Raw genomic sequence first — 21,153 nt, 5'->3', positions numbered from 1 at the left:
GAATGAGTAAAAATGTTTATCAATTTATCGACGTTAAACGTATCGATCCGCCGAAAAAGAAAATCGAAGATCGTAAAATTAACTTCGTTGAAATTTATCAGCCGCTAGGTACTGAACAGAGTGCTGGTCAAGCTGACCGTTGTTTAGATTGTGGTAACCCATATTGTGAATGGAAATGTCCAGTTCACAACTATATTCCACAATGGCTAGAGCTAGTCACAGAAGGTAAAATTTTTGAAGCGGCTGACTTATGTCACCAAACCAATAGCTTACCTGAAATGTGTGGACGTGTTTGTCCACAAGATAGATTATGTGAGTCGGCTTGTACATTAAATGAAGACTTTGGCGCTGTAACCATTGGTAATATTGAAAAATATATTACTGACACTGCATTTGCCCAAGGTTGGAGACCTGATTTATCAGGTGTTGAAAAACTAGGTAAAAAAGTAGCGATTATTGGCGCAGGCCCTGCAGGGCTTTCATGTGCTGATGTATTAACACGTAATGGCATTGACGCTGTAGTTTACGATAAGCACGCTGAAATTGGCGGTTTGTTAACTTTTGGTATTCCTTCATTCAAATTAGAGAAAGAGGTTATCAAAAAACGTCGTGAAATTTTTGAAGGTATGGGAATCGAATTCAAATTAAATGTTAACGTTGGTGTTGATATTACATTTGAATCATTAAGCGAAGAATACGATGCAGTATTTTTAGCTTTAGGTACTTACACTGATATGACTGGTGGCTTCGATAACGAAGGCGCAACAGGTGTTTACAACGCACTAGATTTCTTAATTGGCAATACTCAAAACTTAATGGGTATTACTGAAAACGCTAAGCCTTATGTTAGCTTTGATAAGAAAAAAGTGATTGTACTTGGTGGTGGTGATACTGCGATGGACTGTGTACGTACTTCAGTACGCCAAGGAGCTACAGAAGTTACCTGTGCATACCGTCGTGATGAAGCCAACATGCCTGGCTCTCCACGTGAAGTACAAAATGCTAAAGAAGAAGGTGTAAACTTTGCCTTTAACATTCAACCTTTAGATATTGCTATTGATGCTAATGGCAACGCCTGCGGTGTTAAGTTTGTAAAAACGCAACTCGGTGCTCCTGATGCTAATGGCAGACGTAACCCAGAAGCCATTGAAGGTTCTGAGTTTATTATGGAAGCTGATGCTGTTGTTATTGCATTTGGTTTCTTACCAAGCCCTCCGCAGTGGATGAAAGATGCCGGTGTAGAACTTGACTCTAGAGGCCGTGTTGTCGCTGTTGAAAATAGTAATTTTGCGCTACAAACAAGTAAAGAAAACATCTTTGCTGGTGGTGATATGGTATTAGGTTCAGACCTTGTTGTTACTGCTGTAGACCAAGGCAGAAAAGCAGCTTTGGGTATACTTGATTACGTATGTAATTAAATAAAACCTCACAATATTTAAAAAGCCTAAGTAACTCTGTTGCTTAGGCTTTTTTAGTTATTAGTCAAAAAATACGAACTCCATTAGTCATTACTACGAATTGAAACCATCAAAAATGTAGCTCTGTAATAATAAAAAAGCTCAATATAAATATTGAGCTTGCTAAGTGAAATCAATTTTATGTATAGAGAAACAATTAAAGCTTAGATTCCATTTTTGCTTTCTTAGCTTTAGCCGCATCTTTTTTCGATTTAGCTTTATCTTTCATCTGTGTTTTTTTATCGCTCATTGAAGACTTAGCTTTATCTTTTTTTGATTTTGCTTTATTAGTCATATCAGCTTTAGTACTTTTACTTTTAGATGTTGCCGCATCCTTTTTAGATTTAGCTTTTTTCTCAAGTGTACTTTTACCTTTAGCTGTTCGACAATGTGCCGCAACCGAAGCACCATCTTTACGTTTATAGCCTTTTACCCAACTACACGATGAGCTACTTGAACAAGCAGACGCAGACATCCCTTTACAATCTGCCGCATTTGCTGAAGTTAGCGTTAAGCTAAAACCAAAAGCTACAGTAATTAAACCTTTAATTATTCCTTTCATAATATTCTCCAGTTATATGAATGTTAAACGCACATTAGCAGCTATTGAATGAGTTATTTTATTTATCTGGCACATGCGCGTTAACAAAAATATAACATTAGGGTATGAAAAATCAACAATTACTTATATTTAAGTAAAAAAAAGCTTGAATGCGTAACATTCAAGCTTAAATATTAAACCAAGTTTATAAAACTAAAACATATCCTCAAATGGGTTTTGATTAGGTAGCTCTATCGCTAATTCAAAACTCGGTATGTTCATACTTTCTTTCGTCATCACAATATCGCTTTCTTGAATCATGCCATTACCAAAACGATAGATTAAATCAAATTCACCATTATCGGCTTTTTCTTGATAAACTTTTTGAGCTTGAGTCACTTGTTCTGTTTTATCAATATAAGCATTAAATACCTCTGTACCATAGCGTTTTTCTAACATTGATAAAGTAACGGACGGCGAAAATAATGTTGCCGTCGCATTATTACCACCGAAGCCTTTAGAGTTAATAAATGCGACATCCATTGCACCACAATCCCAATGCTCTGTAGTAATTTTTAAATGCTCGTCGTATACATCATCAGCTACAGCATCGATGGTGTTAATACCCGGCATAATATTATGAGCAAATATTCCTAACGCCATAGTAAATTGGTCACCACTTGCAGGTGCTATGGTGTGCCCTACATAAGCTTTTGGTGCAGCTATTGGCCAATCATTAATATCGAAGGTTTTAGCAATACGATCATAAATTAACGATTCGGTCACTCTGTTCTGTGGTGTACTTGAACCGTGAGCTAAAATAAAGCTACGCTTTTGTACTGACTCTTCACCTAAAACACTATTCGCTAATGCCACTGATTTAGCCATAGTAATATAATTACCTGGACCTGGAGCTGTAATCGATTTTTTAACGCCATCAGCATTGATAAATACATCAGCAACAGAACCTAAAGGTTTAGCACCTAATTCAATCGCTAAAGCGTCATCCATCAATACAAAAAAGTGTGCCGCTTCACCTATAGTGAACCCACAGTTTTGGCCAAACGGACGACTAGTGCGACGGTGATCGGCTTCACCTTCAGTAATGCCATCAAGCTTTTTCAAACCTTCTTCATTAGCTAAGGCACTCATGTTACCAAAGCCTTCAATAATTTCAGGAGTGATTGGGCTTTCACTACTACCTACAATAGCAACACGAATACGGCCTGCTTTCATGTCTTGAATAGCATTTCGTAAGTTATATAAAAAACTAGCACAAGCGCCTGTTGCTGTTGATGTAGTACCAACAGAACCCGTTACATAAGCGTTGATAAAGTCAGACGACATACTATTTAAACCAAGGGCTAAGTTTTTAGTTGTTACACGTTCACCATTTAAACGGTTTTTCATCATTCCGCCTAAACCTTCAGCCTGCATTTGACCAAAACCTGAACTTGAATAAGTCCCCACTAAATCAGGGCTTATTTTGGCAATAATTTCATCCCACGAAAAACCCGTTGAATGAATAGCATCTGCAGCACCAAAAATAGTAGTTTGTAAACCACGAGGCTGATAACGGCTATTGTATAAGTTAGCCGGCTCAAAACCTGTCGGTAACTGACCAGCCGCTTTAATTGGGTTATTGCGGACAGTATCGTGTTTTACTTCAAGCTCGCCTTCAATTTCAACACGTACTTTTTTATCTTCTAATTCAGTGATTTTCCATGCGCTAGGTAAAGGTACAGGTAAGTCTCTTTTACGCATTTCAAAACAAATAGCGTTATCGGCTTGTTGCATGGTAATTTTTTGATGCCAATGCGTTGCATCAGGATCAAAATGATTTTTTTCAATTTTTCGGATCAAAGTTCCATCAAGTATTTGTTGTCCAAATATTTTTTCAATATCTTGCTTAGCAACAATGTTACCTTCTGAATCAACTAAACTACCATTGTCCGTTTTTACTAAATTCATTAATGTGGCTAAGCCAACGAAAGTTTCTTGTCTTGCTTCTGTATTTAATTTATCAATAACAATACGGCGAAATCCTTGATGAAAAGATGAGCGACCCGAAGCATTAATGCCACCCATGCCAACAATAAGAGGTAAAGCAGTCATAACAAACCTTAAAATAGTGATCTAAATAATTAATTAACATTATTCTATGATTAAACCTAAACAAAAAACATACATATAAAGCCAAAAATAATACAATAATAGCCAAACATTATTATATCTGCTGATATTTCACCTTATGAACGCTAAAAAATTAAATAGAGTTAAAGTTGCTCTAATGCTTTATGACCATATGTTATCTACAAGTGTTAGTTTACCTGTAGAAATGTTACGAGCAGGTGAAGCTTTTGCTTTACGTAAAAATAAGTTAGCAAAACGCTTATCTATTGAAATGGTGGGAGAAGATCTATCACCCGTTATTACTCGAGCATTAATAAAACTCCAGCCTGATTTTAATATTGAATTAGCTAGTAAGCCTGATTTTATTTTTATTCCCAGCTTATGGCGAAACCCAAGACCTTTGTTAAAAAAATATCCTAAGATGATTTCATGGTTAAAGAATATGTGGCAAAAAGGAGCTACATTAGTTGGAGGAGGAACAGGTGTTTGTTTCATGGCAGAGTCAGGCGTGTTAAATAATCACCCTGCAACAACCCATTGGCATTATGTAGAACAATTTAAACGTGATTATCCTATGGTTACTTTAAAACCCGACTTTTTTATTACGCAGTCGGATCGTATGTATTGTGCAGCGAGTTTGAATGCCCTAGCAGATATTGTTGTACATATAATTCATCAAACCTATGGCGAAGAAGCCGCACAACATGTAGAGCGAAACTTCTCGCATGAAATAAGAAAACCGTACGAAGAGCAGCGATATTTAGAGGGGGGAGTAGACCGACACCCAGATGAGTTAATCACGCAAATTCAATTTTGGATGCGCACTAATTTGTCATCAACCCTTTCTATTAACAAACTGGCAAATAAGTTTAGTATTAGCCAAAGAACATTCACACGCAGGTTTAAGGCAGCTACAGGTAATACCCCTTTAGAGTACTGGAAAAAGGTAAGACTAGAAACAGCACAAGAGTTATTAGCGTCAAGTAACCTATCTATTCAAGAAGTAGCGTTTCAAATTGGTTTTCATGATCAGGCAAATTTAACACGCTTGTTTAAACAAACCTTAAAAATTACACCCAGATCATACCGAGCAACGGTGAGGAAAAAACTATTTACTCAACAATAAATCTGTTAACAAAACTCAGCTTGTAAAAAACCAATCAACTTAACAACCGCCGGGTTTGCAATACTATAGAAAATAGTTTGCGATTCTCTTCGCGTTTTTACCAAACCATCGTTACGTAATCGAGCTAAATGCTGGGATAAACTCGACTGGCTTAAATCGATAAAACCATTAAGTTCCGTTACCGACATCTCTTTTTCACCTAAATGACAAAGAATAAGTAACCGGTTTTCATTACTCATCGCTTTTAGCAATTCTGCAGCCTGCGTTGCTTTTGTTCGCATTTCGGCAATATCAATAGTGGGGATCGGCAAAAGTTAACTCTTAAAATATTTTTAGTGAATAATTTTTGATATTACATTAGAAAGTGCTAATATAAAAGTACATTAGCATTTACTAATATACATAAAGGTCCATTTTGTTCTATTCACGCGTTTTACAATTAGCCATCACTAAACCTAAATGGGTGTACTCGGTTGTAATAGCTATGGTCATTTTAAGTTTACTTATGATGCCAAGCTTACAAATTGATACAGATCCTGAAAACATGTTGAGCAAAGAAGCTCCTGCACGCGTTTTCCACAATCAAACAAAAAGTAACTTTCTTATTAAAGATATGATTGTGGTGGGCATTGTCAGTAATAGTAATATTTTTACCCCTGAATCGTTACAGGTGGTAGACAAGTTAACTCATGAAATATTGAGTATCGACGGAGTCATAAAAGAAGATTTATTATCGTTAAGTGTCGTAGACAATATTACGCAAGAAAGCTCCAATATAACCGATAGCTCAGCAAGCATTATTCGTTTTGAATATTTAATGAAACAAGCGCCAGCTACATTACAAGCCAGTAAAAATATACAAGATGCTGTACAGCGTTTACCTATGCTGAAAAATACGCTGGTATCAGGCGACAATAAAGCCATCGCAATTTATGTTCCTATAAAAGCAAAAGATTTAAGCTACCCTATCGCTGAAAAAATAAGAGCCTTTACTGCCACTTACACAACCGACTTAAACTTTCACATAACAGGTTTACCTATTGCTGAAGATCAATTTGGTTATGAAATGTTTGTGCAAATGGGCGTAGCGGCACCGTTAGCGGGTTTAGCCATATTTGCTTTACTCTGGTACTTTTTCAGAAACATTCCTTTGATTATTGCTCCTATGATTGTCGCTATGGCAACGGTAATTATTATAATGGGCTCGCTTATTGGTTTTGGTTTTACCGTGCATATCATGTCTTCTATGATTGCCATCTTTCTTATGCCTATTGCCGTTGTTGACTCGGTTCATATTCTCTCAGAATTTGCCGATCGCTTTAAAAAAGGGGATAACGCAAATGACGTAGTAACCCAAGTAATGAGCCACTTATATACGCCTATGTTATTTACTTCAGTTACCTCAGCCGTAGGTTTTTACTCACTTATTTTAACGCCTATTCCACCGGTAAAAATATTTGGTGCTTTTATTGGTACAGGTATATTGCTGGCTTTTGTTTTAACCATTACCTTTATTCCTGCTTATATTTCTCGATTAAAACCCGAAACATTAGAAAAATTACAAGTGGCCATTATTCGCTTAGAAGCAAAAGGAACACTTTCTTCATTTCTGACTAAATTAGGTGCTTTTTCAGTATCAAAAAGTAAATTTATTTTAGTCACTTTTGTCGCGTTATTTGTTGTAAGTATTCAAGGTATTACACGCATTGAAATTAACGACAATCCTGTAAATTGGTTTAAATCAGATCATGAAATACGTATTGCGGATAAAGTATTAAATGAACATTTTGCAGGTACCTACGACGCATGGTTAGTATTTACTAATACCAAAAAGACGTCAGAAAAGTCATACGAAAAATTTACACAAATACTCTCTACTATCTCAAATGAGTCTGACGAAGCAAAAGCACTTCAACAATTTGTAAAACAATGGCACAAATCACCTCAACAACAAGCGTTTTTCAGCCAAGAATTACTCATGTTAATAGACGACTTAAGTTTTTCTATTGATGAAGCAGATCAAAATAGAGTAGAGCAATTAATTACGCTAACCGATGCAGAGTTCAATCAAAGTAAAGTGTTTTTAGATCCGAACCTACTTGCATGGATGAGTACGTTACAAAACGAATTACTACAAACTGAACTTGTAGGTAAAGTGAATGGCTTAACTGATATTGTAAAAACAGTAAACCGAGAACTAAACTCGGGCGAAGCGAGCGACTTTGTTATTCCGCAAAGTGCTAATGGTGTTGCTCAAACGTTATTACAATATCAATCATCTCATCGCCCACAAGACTTATGGCACTTCGTAACTAAAGACTACCAACAATCTTTATTATGGCTACAAATGACCAGCGGAGACAACCAACACACCACCAAAGTGGTTAATTGGGTTAAGCAATATATTGATAAAAATCCACTCCCAGCAGGCATCAATTATCAATGGGCAGGAAAGTCTTATCTCAATATAGTGTGGCAAGACGCCATGGTAAACGGCATGATCGACAGCTTAATTTCATCATTCGTGATTGTATTTTTAATGATGGTATTATTATTTAGATCCCTTAAATATGGTATTTTAGCCATGTTACCTCTTACCTTTACTATCACCATGATTTACGGGCTCATTGGCTGGACAGGTAAAGCGTACGATATGCCTATCGCCGTATTATCAGCACTTACCTTAGGGCTTTCTATCGACTTTGCTATTCACTTTTTACAAAGAGTTAGAGAGCTAGAAAAAGAAACGCAAAGTTTATCAGCTGCATTAACCTTGATGTTTAACGAACCCGCTAGAGCCATTTCACGTAATGCAATTGTTATAGCCATAGGGTTTACTCCATTATTACTTTCGCCTTTAATGCCCTACATTACCGTTGGCGTGTTTTTAGCAAGTATTATGGCATTATCAGCTTTAGTCACTTTAGTCTTATTACCCACATTAATGACGCTGTTTTCTTCTGAAAGCATTGCCATTAACAGCAAAAAGGATAATTAACATGAAACCATCTTATTCATTATTTTCATCTAAGGTTTTATTTACCCCGTTATTACTTTTACTCTCTTTCAGCTTGTATAGCGTGAGTACTAATGCCGCTGATTCTGAAATGGATGTAAATAACATTATTGCTAAGGCCAATAGTGTGTCGTATTACAACGCTGACGATGGCAAAGCTCAAGCACGTATGATTATTGTAGACGCCCAAGGCAATAAACAAATGCGACAATTTACAATTCTACGTAAAGACCAAAAAGAGTTAGGCGATCAAAACATGTTAGTGATTTTTTCTCGCCCTACCGATGTAGAAGGTACCGTTTTTAGCGTGAATAAAAAAATTAATGATGATGACGATCGTTGGTTATATCTACCTGCATTAGACTTAGTTAAACGTATATCAGCAGGCGACAAACGTACGTCGTTTGTAGGTTCACATTTTCTTTACGAAGATGTTTCAGGCAGAAACCCAAAAGAAGACACCTTTACGTTAGTGAAAACAACCGATAAGTATTATGTTATTAAGGCAATACCTAACGATCCAAACAGTGTTGAATTTGCCCATTATGAGATAAAAATCGATAAGACGACCTTTCTTCCCGTTGAAGTAAATTATTACAATAGTAACAACGAAAACACACGTCGAATGGAAGTACTAAAAACAAAACTTATTGACGGTTTTACTACCGTGTTACATTCTAAAATCACACAACTATCGGATGGTAGTTACACCGAAATGCAATTTAGAAAAGTAGAGTACAATTTAGGCTTTCCTGATAGCATATTTTCAGAGCGTAGTTTACGTAACCCTCCTAAAGCATGGCTGCAATAAACATGTTAAAACATTCATGTTACGCTACAAAAATACTGGGTTTATTAATATTATTTTCCTACCCTCTCCACGCGGCACAAAACACTACAGATGATTGGGCTGACGATGGTTGGGGCGACGATGAAGTCGTATCGCCATGGAAAGTATCAGGCTTTATTGAGGGGGCTTATGGGCGTTTCACTCAAAACCAAACACAAATAAATACATTAAGTGAAAGCGAAAACCTTTATTCAAACTCCCGTTCCAATAGTCCTCTTGAAGAAATAAGAGCGAGAATAAATGTTAATTATTCCACCTTACATTTCGACATAACCGCAAAAGGGGAATTATTGTTTGATCAGGTACTTAACAACAATAAGTTCTTAGTGCGCGAACTTAATATTCAAGCAAGCCCTTTCGATTTTCTTGATATAAAAATAGGTAAACAAGTCCTCACTTGGGGAACAGCCGACTACTTATTTATTAACGACTTATTTCCTAAAGATTGGCAGTCATTTTTTTCAGGGCGAGACGACGAATACCTAAAAGCTCCGTCTAACAGTGTTAAAACCTCTTGGTTTATAAACGGCTATACCTTAGATGTTGTGTGGACTCCTGAATTTACCGAAGACAATTTTATTCGTGGTGAACGTTTCTCGTTTTATTCACCACAATTACAGCAACAAATTGCACCCGAGAGTTTTACTTATCAAGAACCCAACGATGAACAATGGTTTACTCGCTTATCTACCACACAACAAGGTGTTGAATATGCGCTATACGGCTATAAAGGAAGATGGACCACGCCTGAAGGGATAAACTCGAGTCAACTCCCCTACTTTCCTAAAATGAACTCAGTAGGCGCCAGCATTAGAGCACCTTTGTACAAAGGACTTTTTAACGCGGAAATAGTTAACTACAACAGCATAGAAAATACTGAGGCCTATTACTCAAACACGTACTTCGCCCCCTATAGCCAACAACGCTTTTTAATCGGTTACGAAACTGAATTAATAAAAAACGTAACGCTAAATACTCAATATTACGTAGAACACACTAAAAACCATGCACAGCTCGCTAGCTCGTATGCTTACCCCGAACAACTAAAAGACAGAAATAGGCAGCTATTAACGGCAAGATTAACTATACGCGCTCTACAACAAACCTTGGTGTATTCTATTTTTACCTTTTATTCACCTACGGATCACGACGGCTATTTGAAATCTTCAATAAGCTATAGACAAGACGACCATTGGTTATATAGTGTGGGAGCGAATGTGTTTTGGGGGAAAGAAGATTTTAGTTTTTTTGGTCAACATCAAAAAAATTCAAACATTTGGGCAAAGGTTAGGTATCAGTTTTAATACCTAACCAATATAGAACGAAAGAATTAACTCAACGTCCTTCGCAGACCTAATACCGCTATTAATAAGGTTATGAAGTAAATAGGCATACTACCTCCACTACTTGCTGTATTTTTTTGCTCTTCTTCTGGCTTTGTTGGTAGAGCAACAGGTACGCTAGGTGTTTTATCAACAAGGGTAATCGTATGACTATTTATTGCTGCCAAAGTCGCATTAGTTGGTGTTTCTAGTGTTACAATTAAAGACTCATTTGTCTCATCTGTAACGTTATCTGCGAGTATCGCAATAGATAAAGATCCTGTCGTACCTGTATTAATAACAATTTCACCATTTTCGGCATCATGATCAAAAGATGTAGACGTACCTGAAATAGTATAAGGTATTGTTACGGGGTAATTAAGTGCCAACGAACTTAACGATACCGTAACTGAAACCGTACTCCCTTCATCCGCATTTTGGTCTGAGTTAATACTTACAATAGGGTTAACGCTTGGTACTTCTTCACAAAACTCACCTGGTAAACCGTAACATCCATTTCCTGTAGGTCCATACTTTCTTTCCCAGTCAATGCCTGCAACCCAATTAGCATCATTACCACCACGTTCATATGCGCCAACATCGGGTCTTGAATCTGTTACATCGGTAGTTATATTGTCTATTTGACGACCCATATCAATAGGTGCTGAGCTTTCTTTTAACCTAAAATCGCCATTTACACTATCTATAAATGGATCCGTGTTAGTCGCAATATTATTCTGCTTATCTGATTGTGGCTCCCAGCTATTATCGTTCGCCAAGTTGTTCCAAACCTTTACGTTAGAAAAAGCGGTGCCTTCTTTATGCCAAGCTCCCATAACAACATCGCCATCCCATAAGGTATTGTTATATATATCTAAGTCAACACCATTCCAATTAATTTGAATACTCGACCATTCAGTATTCCACACAACATTATGATGTACAGAATAAGCTTGTGAATCATTATCTAAATATATACCTGCTGCTTTTTTCTTAGAGCCACTTGAATAAGCATCATGAAACCAATTGTGATGAATAACACTATTACTTGGCCCACCAACGGTATAAAACAAAGCACAATCATCTGCAATTAAATTACTAAACGATACATCATTATAAGCAAACTCAGAATCACTTTTAACTGATTGAATAGCATCTCGTCCGCCTCGAGTTATAGTATTCTGTAGGACTTGTAATGCACTTCCTCCACGAGCACTAATGATTGAGTCGTAATTTCCTAAATAATTAAAGTCATGCAGGTAAGAATTAATAATTTTTGTATTTGTTCCTGCATCCCAAATACCAGAACCTGAACCAAAGCCAATCTCACTTTTTTCTATAACGTTATTATCGCCATTAATGTAAACACTTTGGCTACCTGAACTAAAACCACTAACCACACCTAAAGTATAATTACCGTATAAACTAGTTATACCGTATAGCTTATTGTTAGAGGCATTATTATCTAATGCAATTGATCCCCCAAAAACAGCAAGATTCTTAATATGTATATAATGTTTACCGGATAAATTAACGGTTAGATCACGCTTTCGCATTTTTATTTGACCGTTTTCTGGGGCTTTTCCTTCGGGTAATTGAACGTATAGCTTTTGGTTTTCAGCATCGAAAAACCACTCGTTTTGATAATCTAAGACTTCTTTGACACCTTGAAGAAAAAAGTCCCCTTTATCGGCTGGGGCGTGAAATGTTCTTATCCAAGCGGGGCTTTTATTTAATTCAAAGTTTACGCGTGTTGTGGTATTGCCAGTGATAAATGCACGCCAAGTAGTCCAGCCAGAACCAGGTTTATCTCCATAAAAATAAATAGATCCCCCTTTACTCCAGTCAGCTTCAGGTATGCCTACACTGTAATCTAAGTAAGCATTAAAAGCTTCGCTAGCAGGGCTTCCTCCTGTATTTCTTAACGAATTTTGAGTAAATGGGTCACCATCAATATTATTAGGCCAGCGCGCTAAATCCATCGCTGTACGGTTTTGCATAACAAAATTCTTTTGACCTAAATCCCACGCAACATTGGTGACATAAATTGCACCTTTGTCTTGTTGAAATCCAGAAAGAGCTTCCATTGCAGTAATAACAACTTTTTCATTTTCATAAGACTGAAACACAATAGGTGAAGATTCAGTTCCTGAATTTACTGGAGCCAATGTTTCTTCATATGTTCCTGCACGTATATAAACTGTATCACCTGCAACAGCAGTATTTGCTGCTTTAGTTAGCGTTAAATATGGCTGAGTTTGAGTACCTAACGAATCATCGTTACCATTTTTTGCTACATAAATATCTTTAGCTGTTGAAATATTGGATAAAAGAATGGAGGCGATTAAAAAGGAGTGTTTAACATAAAACTTCATAATTGTGGTTACATTATTTGTATTTATTATATACAAATAATGTAACACCTATTTTATATACAAACAACAACATTTAAATCTAAAAAATAAAGCGAAGCATAAAAAAATGCCGCTCACCTAAGTGAACGGCATTTTATTTTATCATTTTAAACAATAAAAATTTTTAGTTTAACTTATTTAGACGCTCTAGATACGTAGTCGCCTGTTCTTGTATCAACTTTTACTACTTCACCTATTTGAACAAATAAAGGTACACGAATAACAGCGCCAGTAGATAATGTAGCGGGTTTACCACCAGTGCCTGCTGTATCACCTTTCAAACCAGGATCAGTTTCAGTAATTTCAAGCTCCACAAAATTAGGTGGTACTACCGAAATAGGTGAATTATTCCATAATGTGATAGTACAAAGATCAGCTTCAACTAACCATTTAGTCGCATCGGCTACGGCTTTTTCGTCAGCAGCAACTTGCTCAAATGTTTCATTGTTCATGAAATGCCAAAACTCACCGTCTGTATATAGGTAAGCAAGTTCTATATCCATTACATCTGCGCCTTCTACTGAATCGCCAGATTTAAATGTTTTCTCAAGTACTTTACCTGAAACAAGCTTGCGGATTTTAACACGGTTGAATGCTTGGCCTTTTCCCGGTTTAACGATTTCATTTTCAAGAATGTTACAAGGTTCGTCATCAAGCATGATTTTAAGACCAGCTTTAAATTGGTTTGTACTGTAATTAGCCATGATAATTGTGCTCTATATAAATGCTGAGATTTTTAATGCCGCAAATAATACTCTTTATGACGCTTTTTTTCACGGCCTTTTGCCTGCTTTTTAACTAATTGTTATATTTAATGGGTTTTTATGGCTAAAAAAGCCCTACAACGAAAGGCAAATCAATTAAAAATAATTATTTTGTTAAGCGTAATTAATTAGCGCTATTGAATTGATTTCAGCTAAGGTTCGTTGCTTTGTGTAACGCATCAGACTAAAATTAGCGCGCTAATGTAAGGCTCATAAACAACAAATCATACCAACAAGGGCAAACTATTTTGTCGCAAATAAATACTCAAGTAAGCAGTCTAGTTAATACTGAAATTCATATTACAGGTACCACGCCTCACACTTGGAAAAAAGAATTGGCCAATGTAGTAACTGAGCCCACAGAGTTACTTGAATTACTCGGTATTGAGCCAAATAACTACCTTCAACATTTTAAAGCAAGGCAGTTATTTCCCGTTAGAGTGCCCCGTCCTTTTATTGAAAAAATGAAAAAAGGCGATATTAACGATCCCCTATTAAAGCAAGTAATGCCATTACATAATGAGTTTGTGATCACTGATGGTTTTACTACAGACCCACTTGAAGAACATGACACTGTTGCAAAAGGCTTATTACACAAATACAAACATAGAGTATTAATGATTGTAAAAGCAGGTTGCGCCATTAATTGTAGATATTGTTTTAGACGCCATTTTCCTTACCAAGATAACAGCCCAAGTAAAGCTGATTGGCAAGAGGCCCTCACGTATATTGCTGATCACAATGAAATTAACGAAGTGATATTTAGTGGCGGCGACCCTTTAATGGCAAACGACAACCATTTGGCTTGGCTAATAGAACGTATTGAAGCAATATCACACGTATCACGTCTTAGACTGCATACTCGCCTGCCTGTTGTGATACCGCAACGTATTACACCAGCATTAGTTGCACAGTTAAAAAATAGTCGTTTGAAACCAACGATAGTGCTACACATTAATCACCCTAACGAAATTAACCAAGAATTTGCAGATGCATTAGAGCCTTTAAAGGCTGCACGCATTCCTTTGTTTAATCAAAGCGTTTTATTAAAAGGCATTAACGATGATGCACAAACATTATCAAGCTTAAGTGAAAAGCTTTTTGATACAGGTATTCAGCCTTATTACTTACACATGTTTGATAAAGTACAAGGTGTAGCGCATTTTGAGGTAGAAGAACAAACAGCAATTAATATTGTTAACGAAACGATGGCAATATTACCGGGATTTTTAATGCCTAAATTAGTTAGAGAAATAGCGGGCGAAGCTAACAAAACCCCTATTAATTTGACATAATACTCGCAAAATATATGTACATAGCCCAAATCAGATAAAGATATAATTTTCTGCGGTTTGGCGACACAATAAAGAGCTTTAATTTATGACCAACTCAGTAAATCAACAATTACTCGATAATATTTCACTTGTGTTAAAAAAATCATTAGCGGCAGATGCTACGCTAGCTGATTTAAGAGAAAAAAAACAAGCAGGTTTTGAAGCTGTATTTAAAAAAGATGCGGGGTTTAAGTCTAGTGCTAATACCTTTCAGCCTTACGTTGAAGAGCTTGCTGATGACTTTATGTTATGGCAAAAAAATAACGACAAAACGTTATTAATTAGTATTGTAAAGAAAATAGAGCAGCTGTTTATTGTATTGGGAAATTTTGAACAAGCACACCAACAAACACATTAACAACATAAAACCTTCATCAATATTGCTAAGCTTATTAAGTTATTACACTAAGTACAACTTGATAAGCTCATCCTATTTATATCTTCTATCTTCTTGTAATAAAAGTAGAAAAACGTTCTGTAGACATAGGCTTCCCTAATAAATAACCTTGTCCGTAATCACACTGATATGCGTCTAAAAACCCGAGTTGCTCTTCTGTTTCTATACCTTCAGCAACAACTTTAATACCTAACTTTTTAGCCATTAACAATATAGTTTCTATCAATGTTTCTGCTGACGGTTCTTTACCAATAGCATCGACAAAACTACGATCTATTTTAATAATATCTACAGGAAATTTAATTAAGTAGCTAAGTGATGAGTAACCCGTACCAAAATCATCAATCGCAATTTTTATCCCATAGCCTTTTAATATATTTAATACATTAAGCGCCTTTTCAGAATCACTAGTTAATAAACGCTCTGTTATTTCAATAGTAATATCTAACTCTTGACTAAGTTTAGAAATAGCCGTCATCCAACTATCTAAAGCACCATCTTTTGTATGAAAGATTCGAGGAGATATATTAATGGTAAGTCCAACATTATGGCCTTGCTGATTAATCATGATCAGCTCACGCGCGGAGTTTTCTAACATGGCTAGATCAAGCTTATTGATCAAGCCTGACTCTTCAGCTAAATCAATAAATTCAGACGGTGGTATAAAAACACCATCACTTTTTTGCCATCTTGCCAATGATTCACATTTACACACTTTATTGGTGCCCAATTCAATAATAGGCTGAAAATAAGGTTTTATTTCGTTATTTTCTAAAGCAACAATAAGATCATTTAATAAATCATGGCGATATTCTGATTTAGTCTGCATTTCTTGCGTATAAAACTGACAACCATTTCTTCCGCTATTTTTAACTTCATACATAGCTTGATCGGCTTTTTGAATTAAAGCATCAGCATCAATAGCGTCATCAGGATATAAAGCAATACCAATACTCGCACTGCAATGCAGTACTTTGCCATCAATATTATAGCTTTCTTGCATAGATAAATGTATTTGCTCACTAACTCTTAAAGCGTCTGAATACTGATGAATATCAGCAAGAATAACTCCAAATTCATCGCCGCTTAGTCTTGATACCGTGTCGTATGTACGCACGCAACGACTGATCCGTTTGGCTGAAGAAATCAGTAACTTATCACCCATTGGGTGACCATGGTTATCATTAATGGGTTTAAATCGGTCTAAATCAATAAAGAGTACGGCAACTTTATTATCTTTTCTTTTTGCTATTTCCATCGCGTTTACTAAGCGATCATTAAATAAAATACGATTAGGTAAATTAGTTAATGCATCATACGTTGCTTGACGTTCAATGATTTTTGCACTGAGAACTTTGTCTGTAACGTCTTGCATTGTTCCCGTTACAACGCTATTACCTTCTTGCTCTAATACACTAATAATAATCCGTAGCCATACCTTATTTCCTTTGTCGCTATTTAATTCTAAGTCCAGTTCAAAAGGGGAATTTGTGTGTATGGCTTGTTGTATATTATCTTTCCAAGTACTAAAAGCTTCTGTATCAAAAAGGCTCGATATATCTTCTAAACTTCTTGGTTGATAGTCTAGCGGCTTACCTAATAGAGCAGAGGATTGTTTAGACCATTCTAAAAACATTAAATCTTTATCTAACTTCCAACCACCAATTTTAGCAACTTGCCCCACATTTTCTAATAATTGTTGGTTAGTTAATATGGTGGCTTGTAAACGAAATTTTTCTTTTTGTTGCCTAATACGCACCACTGCAAAAATACAAATAATGAATGCAGAGATAATTAGTACCATTCTAAATATGGTGATATTCGTATGATTTCCGTCTACTTCTTTAAAAGGTGATGCAGCTAATTGCCACGTACCCGCCCCCACATTAATGGCAATTTGAATAGCATTAGGGTCATTAAACGTTGCTTCGTCACCAAAAAATACAGGTCCTTTTATTCCTTTTATATCTAAACTTCGTATAGCTAAATTAAAGTGTTTTACGCTAGCTAACATACCTGAACGAAGGTACAACTTATCAGCATCAAGAGGGGCAGAAATAACCCCCCATAATTCACGTTTAGCACCTTGTCCGGTATAAATAGGCGCTCTTCCTATAAATGCTGTACCGCCTTGAACCAGCTCAACAGGTCCGGCAACCAATAACTGTCCGGTGTTTACAACTTGCATTACCATATCTTTTTGCAATGAATTTTTTCGATAGTCTAAACCGATTGCTTTTTCATTCCCCTGAAGAGGATAAACAAAGTTAATCACGAGGTCTTTAGCCACACCAAAGTTAATCAGCATAGTCTCTTTTCTAAAGACTTCTTGAGCGTAATTATTCAAATCGTTGTTATTCAATTCAGGCTCTGCAGAAATATAAGCGCCAAAGCCACTCAGCATTGATAAATTGGTTTGTAAATCACCTTCAAGTTTTGCGCTAATAGAAGTAAGTTGGCGAAATAAATTAAGCTTAGTACGCTGTTTATGTTCGTTGTCTAGCACTTTCCCTATTTGCATATCGATAACATACGCAAATAATAAAATGCATATTATGCTCCAGGTAATACTTTGCTTATGCCAAGAAATATAGGTAATCATCAGTAAAAATAACAGAAGAACAAATAACCAAATATTGGTTGATAAGTTTATTTCAGTATCAGGTGCGTTGAAAAAAAACTCTTCTTTAACTATATGAGAATGCACAAGACCCAATTCACGCATTTTATCATTCATGGCGATCCAGCGATTAGGATCGGTATCTCCAATATTTAGTGTTGGATAATTAATTAAATCATCAATTAATTCGGCATAAGCCATATTATATTTGTAGTTATTTTCATAATTAAAAGCGTGTCTGGGCAACTCATTTGATATTTTTTTAACTAACTCTTCTTTATGTTGTAATGCGTAGTGCCAACCTTTAATGGATGCAGAAATGAAGTCAGCGACAAGTTCAGGATCACGTTGGGCCAGTTGTTGAGAAGTAAACAGAGTATCGCCATAAAAGTTAATACCAAAGTCTGCGGGGTCAAGTTTGTTAAGTGTTACACCTCTTTCTTTGGCCTCAAATGTGGCAGAAATATCGTAAGTTACAATAGCGTCAACGTCGTTTTTAATTAAAGAATCTACTGTATTATCTGAATGAACAAAGTTGATTTTTTTAATATCATATCCTTGTGTCATAAATACCGCTTCAATTTCGGCTCTAGTCGTGCCACTAAGAGGTACACCAATACGTAATTGCGCTAATTGTGAGAGGTTGGAAATAGGTGTGTCGGTTAAAGAAAATATAGCCGTTTGGCTTCGTTGAAAAATTGAAGCTAAAACCACTATATCTAAGCCATTATCTTTGGCTGTTAAAATATCTAGTCCGCCAACAGCAAAATGAGCATTGCCATTTTGTATTTCGTCAACAGGAAAAACTAAGGTTCCGTCAGGGCGACTGATAGGCTTGATATCAACATCAATACCCAGATCTTTATAATAGCCTTGCCAGAGTGCGGCATAATAGCCTGCAAACTGAAATTCGTGCTCCCATTTAAGTTGTAACACAACTCTATCTGCGCAAAATGCATTGGATACCATGCAGCAGACAAGAATAATCCCTAAAAAAATTTTTTGCATTAAAGACATTAGGTCAATTGGTATTTAAATTAAGCCTAGCAGAGTTTGACCTTATTTTCTTCCCCCTTCCTTTTAATAATACAAAGGAATAGCTTAAGTTATGCTCGTTACAATATTTGAAGAGATAATGATTACAATATTCATTCAAGCTACGATTTATCTATAAAAGTATCAGTAAACCATTTATCTAACATGCGTTTTTCATAACTAAAACTTTTAGTTTTATAACGAGAAGGCGAAGAGAGCATAAACCCCATGTCTTTTAAATCTATTTCGCCCGACCCAGCAATCGACTTATCGGCATTAACTAACTGATACGAAAACTCGATACGAGGAATATATAAATCACGAATAACACGAATTCTATCCATAGTATCAAAACGAACGTCTCCAGCTAAATCAAGATCAGTTACTTTAACTTTAAGAGTTTGTCCTTCTGGTAATTTTTCAGCTAACTTAACAAAGTGCTTTTCGAATTGCTCAAAAACTCTCGCTTCAAATCGTGACTTATTTTCATTACCTGCACGTATATCAGTGTATTTATCTGAATTTTCCCATATTACTTCTGACTCACCTGCAGCAACATTCCATGTAATAACAAGCAATAAAAACGTTACTATAGACACATTAGATACATTTGATATTTTCATATCGCCTCCTATTTTATTGAATTATAAATATACAGCATGTCGTATTTTTGCTGCGAATCGAATCATAACTTTGTTAATATTTGTTACTAGAAACCGTTCACAAACTTACTAAAAGCCAGCTTCTATTTGGCATATATTTTGTTTACACACGCTGTTTAAGTTTTGGTTGAACGAAGCACACACATTTCCATTATCAATGCCCTTACCTTTTTCTTTTTTTAAAGCTTTTTTCACTAAAGAAGCACCTATGGTATTTACAGCAACAATACAATTAAGATCGGGTTCTTTAGTATTTACTAAAACACATTGCTGTGATGTTGCACAGGTGAGGTTTTTAATAATGACACTCTTAAAATGATTAAGTTTATTTTCTTGTTCTTGCTGCTTATCAACTAAAGTTAATACTGCTTTAGAGGTGTTTTTATCAGAAGAGTTCAATTGTTTTTGTTGATCTAATTTTTGCTTTAATGCTGTAGTTGCTACTTCATTTTCTTTTAGTAAATATCCTAGGCTTAATAAAATAATTACAAAGCCTAAACATACAATACCCATAACCGTTAGCCATTTATACATAAGGTTCTCCTAAAAGTAGATATATCTACTTTTGCTAATAAAACAAAGATTATCTTATATCAATTATATGAGGTATGCGTTTGGTATTACTGATAGGAAAGAGGTTTTTTGAACAAAATTACGTTAAAGGCTTATTTTGACGAGTAAAATTGTTCAAAAAACTTATATGATTATGATTTAATTATGCTTAAAAAGCCCATTCGACTTACGTAATAATAAAAGTAAACCAAAAACGAAAAGAACAAAAACAGAAGGTTCAGGTACCGTTGTTGGTTGATTAGCACTACCAGTACCGACAAGTGTTACGCCTTTAGCTGAATTAAATGCCGCGAAGTTTGAGGCAAGCTCACTACCAAAACGAAAGAAGCTACCTAACTCGTTACCCACAATATCACCACTATCAATGTAAAAATTATTTTTATTGGTTTCAACCCATAAACCTTCAAACTTTATTTCATCAAAATAAAACCAATTAACCCCTGCAATGCCCTCTTCTTCACCATACAGGCTTGCATAACTGCCATGTGATTCAAGAAAGTTATTATTCCAAGAGGTTTCATCAAAAAAACTAGCTGACCAAGCATCTCCTAAATAATAATCCCAACCGTCATCACTATAAGCAGCAGGAACATTTTCACCGTTGTATGGATAAAAATCATCAATCCAGGGTGACGAACCTAATGCATTTAACTGTCCTGTGGTTACACCAAACTCTGTAATTGCACTGCTACTGTTATTTTCGATAGTGTAATAACCACCACCCCAAAAATTATCGGCGTATTCACCGAGTAATACTTGTTCTGTTCCAACAATATTTGCCTGTGCTGTAAATACCGTCAATAGTAACAACGACATAACACCTTTTTTAAAACTCAACATAATAAACTCACTACTTAAAATTTTTAAAATACGATTAATTTTTTAATAAGGGCCAACGTACTAAAATAA

The 21,153-nt window shown here is 35.8% G+C and carries 16 protein-coding genes; 7 read left to right on the top strand and 9 right to left on the bottom strand.

The window, feature by feature from the left end; genetic code table 11:
- Positions 1-2: 2 nt before the first annotated feature.
- Positions 3-1,418, top strand: a complete 1,416-nt coding sequence (locus tag B0X80_RS17575) for an FAD-dependent oxidoreductase (RefSeq protein WP_077342669.1) — start codon at positions 3-5, stop codon at positions 1,416-1,418.
- A gap of 196 nt (positions 1,419-1,614) precedes the next feature.
- Here the strand turns inward: B0X80_RS17575 and B0X80_RS17570 are convergent, their stop codons facing one another.
- Entirely contained in the window at positions 1,615-2,019 is a 405-nt protein-coding gene (locus tag B0X80_RS17570; RefSeq protein ID WP_077342667.1) for a hypothetical protein, read from the bottom strand.
- 192 nt (positions 2,020-2,211) lie between these two features.
- Positions 2,212-4,113, bottom strand: a complete 1,902-nt coding sequence (locus B0X80_RS17565) for a beta-ketoacyl synthase (protein WP_077342665.1) — start codon at positions 4,111-4,113, stop codon at positions 2,212-2,214.
- Positions 4,114-4,249: 136 nt separating this feature from the next.
- On the opposite strand from B0X80_RS17565, the gene B0X80_RS17560 reads away from it, so the two are divergent.
- Positions 4,250-5,257, top strand: coding sequence for a GlxA family transcriptional regulator (locus B0X80_RS17560; RefSeq protein ID WP_077342663.1), 1,008 nt, complete (start codon positions 4,250-4,252; stop codon positions 5,255-5,257).
- 5 nt (positions 5,258-5,262) lie between these two features.
- Here B0X80_RS17560 and B0X80_RS17555 read toward each other — a convergent pair whose 3' ends face one another.
- Positions 5,263-5,553 carry an ArsR/SmtB family transcription factor gene (locus tag B0X80_RS17555; protein WP_076420177.1) on the bottom strand — a complete coding sequence of 97 codons (291 nt, stop codon included), beginning with the start codon at positions 5,551-5,553 and terminating at the stop codon, positions 5,263-5,265.
- Between the two features lie 209 nt (positions 5,554-5,762).
- On the opposite strand from B0X80_RS17555, the gene B0X80_RS17550 reads away from it, so the two are divergent.
- The 3 genes from B0X80_RS17550 to B0X80_RS17540 are packed head-to-tail and all read left to right on the top strand — an operon-like array spanning position 5,763 to position 10,427.
- Positions 5,763-8,255, top strand: a complete 2,493-nt coding sequence (locus tag B0X80_RS17550) for an efflux RND transporter permease subunit (RefSeq protein ID WP_245825493.1) — start codon at positions 5,763-5,765, stop codon at positions 8,253-8,255.
- 1 nt (position 8,256) lies between these two features.
- The gene (locus B0X80_RS17545) at positions 8,257-9,084 is read left to right on the top strand and encodes an outer membrane lipoprotein-sorting protein (protein WP_077342661.1); all 828 of its coding nucleotides are present in this window, start codon (positions 8,257-8,259) and stop codon (positions 9,082-9,084) included.
- A 2-nt stretch (positions 9,085-9,086) separates the two neighbouring features.
- Entirely contained in the window at positions 9,087-10,427 is a 1,341-nt protein-coding gene (locus tag B0X80_RS17540) for a hypothetical protein (protein ID WP_077342659.1), read from the top strand.
- A gap of 26 nt (positions 10,428-10,453) precedes the next feature.
- Here B0X80_RS17540 and B0X80_RS17535 read toward each other — a convergent pair whose 3' ends face one another.
- Both B0X80_RS17535 and efp read right to left on the bottom strand, forming a co-directional pair.
- Complete coding sequence (locus B0X80_RS17535; protein ID WP_077342736.1) at positions 10,454-12,820, bottom strand: right-handed parallel beta-helix repeat-containing protein; 2,367 nt, start codon at positions 12,818-12,820, stop codon at positions 10,454-10,456.
- A 173-nt stretch (positions 12,821-12,993) separates the two neighbouring features.
- Positions 12,994-13,563: an elongation factor P gene (gene efp, locus B0X80_RS17530; RefSeq protein WP_076420143.1), complete on the bottom strand. Its 570-nt coding sequence runs from the start codon at positions 13,561-13,563 to the stop codon at positions 12,994-12,996.
- A 353-nt stretch (positions 13,564-13,916) separates the two neighbouring features.
- Between efp and epmB the strand changes: the two genes are divergently transcribed.
- Entirely contained in the window at positions 13,917-14,918 is a 1,002-nt protein-coding gene (gene epmB, locus B0X80_RS17525) for an EF-P beta-lysylation protein EpmB (protein ID WP_089024913.1), read from the top strand.
- Between the two features lie 85 nt (positions 14,919-15,003).
- Positions 15,004-15,315 carry a hypothetical protein gene (locus tag B0X80_RS17520; RefSeq protein WP_076420144.1) on the top strand — a complete coding sequence of 104 codons (312 nt, stop codon included), beginning with the start codon at positions 15,004-15,006 and terminating at the stop codon, positions 15,313-15,315.
- 85 nt (positions 15,316-15,400) lie between these two features.
- Here B0X80_RS17520 and B0X80_RS17515 read toward each other — a convergent pair whose 3' ends face one another.
- The 4 genes from B0X80_RS17515 to B0X80_RS17500 all read right to left on the bottom strand — a co-directional run bounded on the left by B0X80_RS17515 (position 15,401) and on the right by B0X80_RS17500 (position 21,084).
- On the bottom strand, positions 15,401-18,982 hold the full coding sequence (locus B0X80_RS17515; protein ID WP_175623980.1) for an EAL domain-containing protein: 3,582 nt from the start codon (positions 18,980-18,982) through the stop codon (positions 15,401-15,403).
- A gap of 149 nt (positions 18,983-19,131) precedes the next feature.
- Positions 19,132-19,632 carry a DUF3016 domain-containing protein gene (locus B0X80_RS17510; protein ID WP_077342653.1) on the bottom strand — a complete coding sequence of 167 codons (501 nt, stop codon included), beginning with the start codon at positions 19,630-19,632 and terminating at the stop codon, positions 19,132-19,134.
- A 108-nt stretch (positions 19,633-19,740) separates the two neighbouring features.
- Positions 19,741-20,205 carry a hypothetical protein gene (locus tag B0X80_RS17505; protein ID WP_077342651.1) on the bottom strand — a complete coding sequence of 155 codons (465 nt, stop codon included), beginning with the start codon at positions 20,203-20,205 and terminating at the stop codon, positions 19,741-19,743.
- A 177-nt stretch (positions 20,206-20,382) separates the two neighbouring features.
- The gene (locus B0X80_RS17500; protein WP_077342649.1) at positions 20,383-21,084 is read right to left on the bottom strand and encodes a hypothetical protein; all 702 of its coding nucleotides are present in this window, start codon (positions 21,082-21,084) and stop codon (positions 20,383-20,385) included.
- Positions 21,085-21,153: the final 69 nt, after the last annotated feature.

The sequence above is a fragment of the Pseudocolwellia agarivorans genome (genome assembly GCF_002000085.1).
Lineage (GTDB): Bacteria > Pseudomonadota > Gammaproteobacteria > Enterobacterales > Alteromonadaceae > Pseudocolwellia > Pseudocolwellia agarivorans.
Note: the sequence above shows the minus strand (reverse complement) of the source record. Positions and strands in the feature narration are given on the sequence as shown.

Excerpts from the sequence above, each read along its gene's own strand:
- B0X80_RS17575 (WP_077342669.1), top strand. The coding sequence starts at position 3 with ATGAGTAAAAATGTTTATCAATTTATCGACGTTAAACGTATCGATCCG.
- B0X80_RS17570 (WP_077342667.1), bottom strand. The coding sequence starts at position 2,019 with ATGAAAGGAATAATTAAAGGTTTAATTACTGTAGCTTTTGGTTTTAGC.
- B0X80_RS17565 (WP_077342665.1), bottom strand. The coding sequence starts at position 4,113 with ATGACTGCTTTACCTCTTATTGTTGGCATGGGTGGCATTAATGCTTCG.
- B0X80_RS17560 (WP_077342663.1), top strand. The coding sequence starts at position 4,250 with ATGAACGCTAAAAAATTAAATAGAGTTAAAGTTGCTCTAATGCTTTAT.
- B0X80_RS17550 (WP_245825493.1), top strand. The coding sequence starts at position 5,763 with ATGATGCCAAGCTTACAAATTGATACAGATCCTGAAAACATGTTGAGC.
- B0X80_RS17545 (WP_077342661.1), top strand. The coding sequence starts at position 8,257 with ATGAAACCATCTTATTCATTATTTTCATCTAAGGTTTTATTTACCCCG.
- B0X80_RS17540 (WP_077342659.1), top strand. The coding sequence starts at position 9,087 with ATGTTAAAACATTCATGTTACGCTACAAAAATACTGGGTTTATTAATA.
- B0X80_RS17535 (WP_077342736.1), bottom strand. The coding sequence starts at position 12,820 with ATGAAGTTTTATGTTAAACACTCCTTTTTAATCGCCTCCATTCTTTTA.
- efp (WP_076420143.1), bottom strand. The coding sequence starts at position 13,563 with ATGGCTAATTACAGTACAAACCAATTTAAAGCTGGTCTTAAAATCATG.
- B0X80_RS17520 (WP_076420144.1), top strand. The coding sequence starts at position 15,004 with ATGACCAACTCAGTAAATCAACAATTACTCGATAATATTTCACTTGTG.
- B0X80_RS17515 (WP_175623980.1), bottom strand. The coding sequence starts at position 18,982 with ATGCAAAAAATTTTTTTAGGGATTATTCTTGTCTGCTGCATGGTATCC.
- B0X80_RS17510 (WP_077342653.1), bottom strand. The coding sequence starts at position 19,632 with ATGAAAATATCAAATGTATCTAATGTGTCTATAGTAACGTTTTTATTG.
- B0X80_RS17505 (WP_077342651.1), bottom strand. The coding sequence starts at position 20,205 with ATGTATAAATGGCTAACGGTTATGGGTATTGTATGTTTAGGCTTTGTA.
- B0X80_RS17500 (WP_077342649.1), bottom strand. The coding sequence starts at position 21,084 with ATGTTGAGTTTTAAAAAAGGTGTTATGTCGTTGTTACTATTGACGGTA.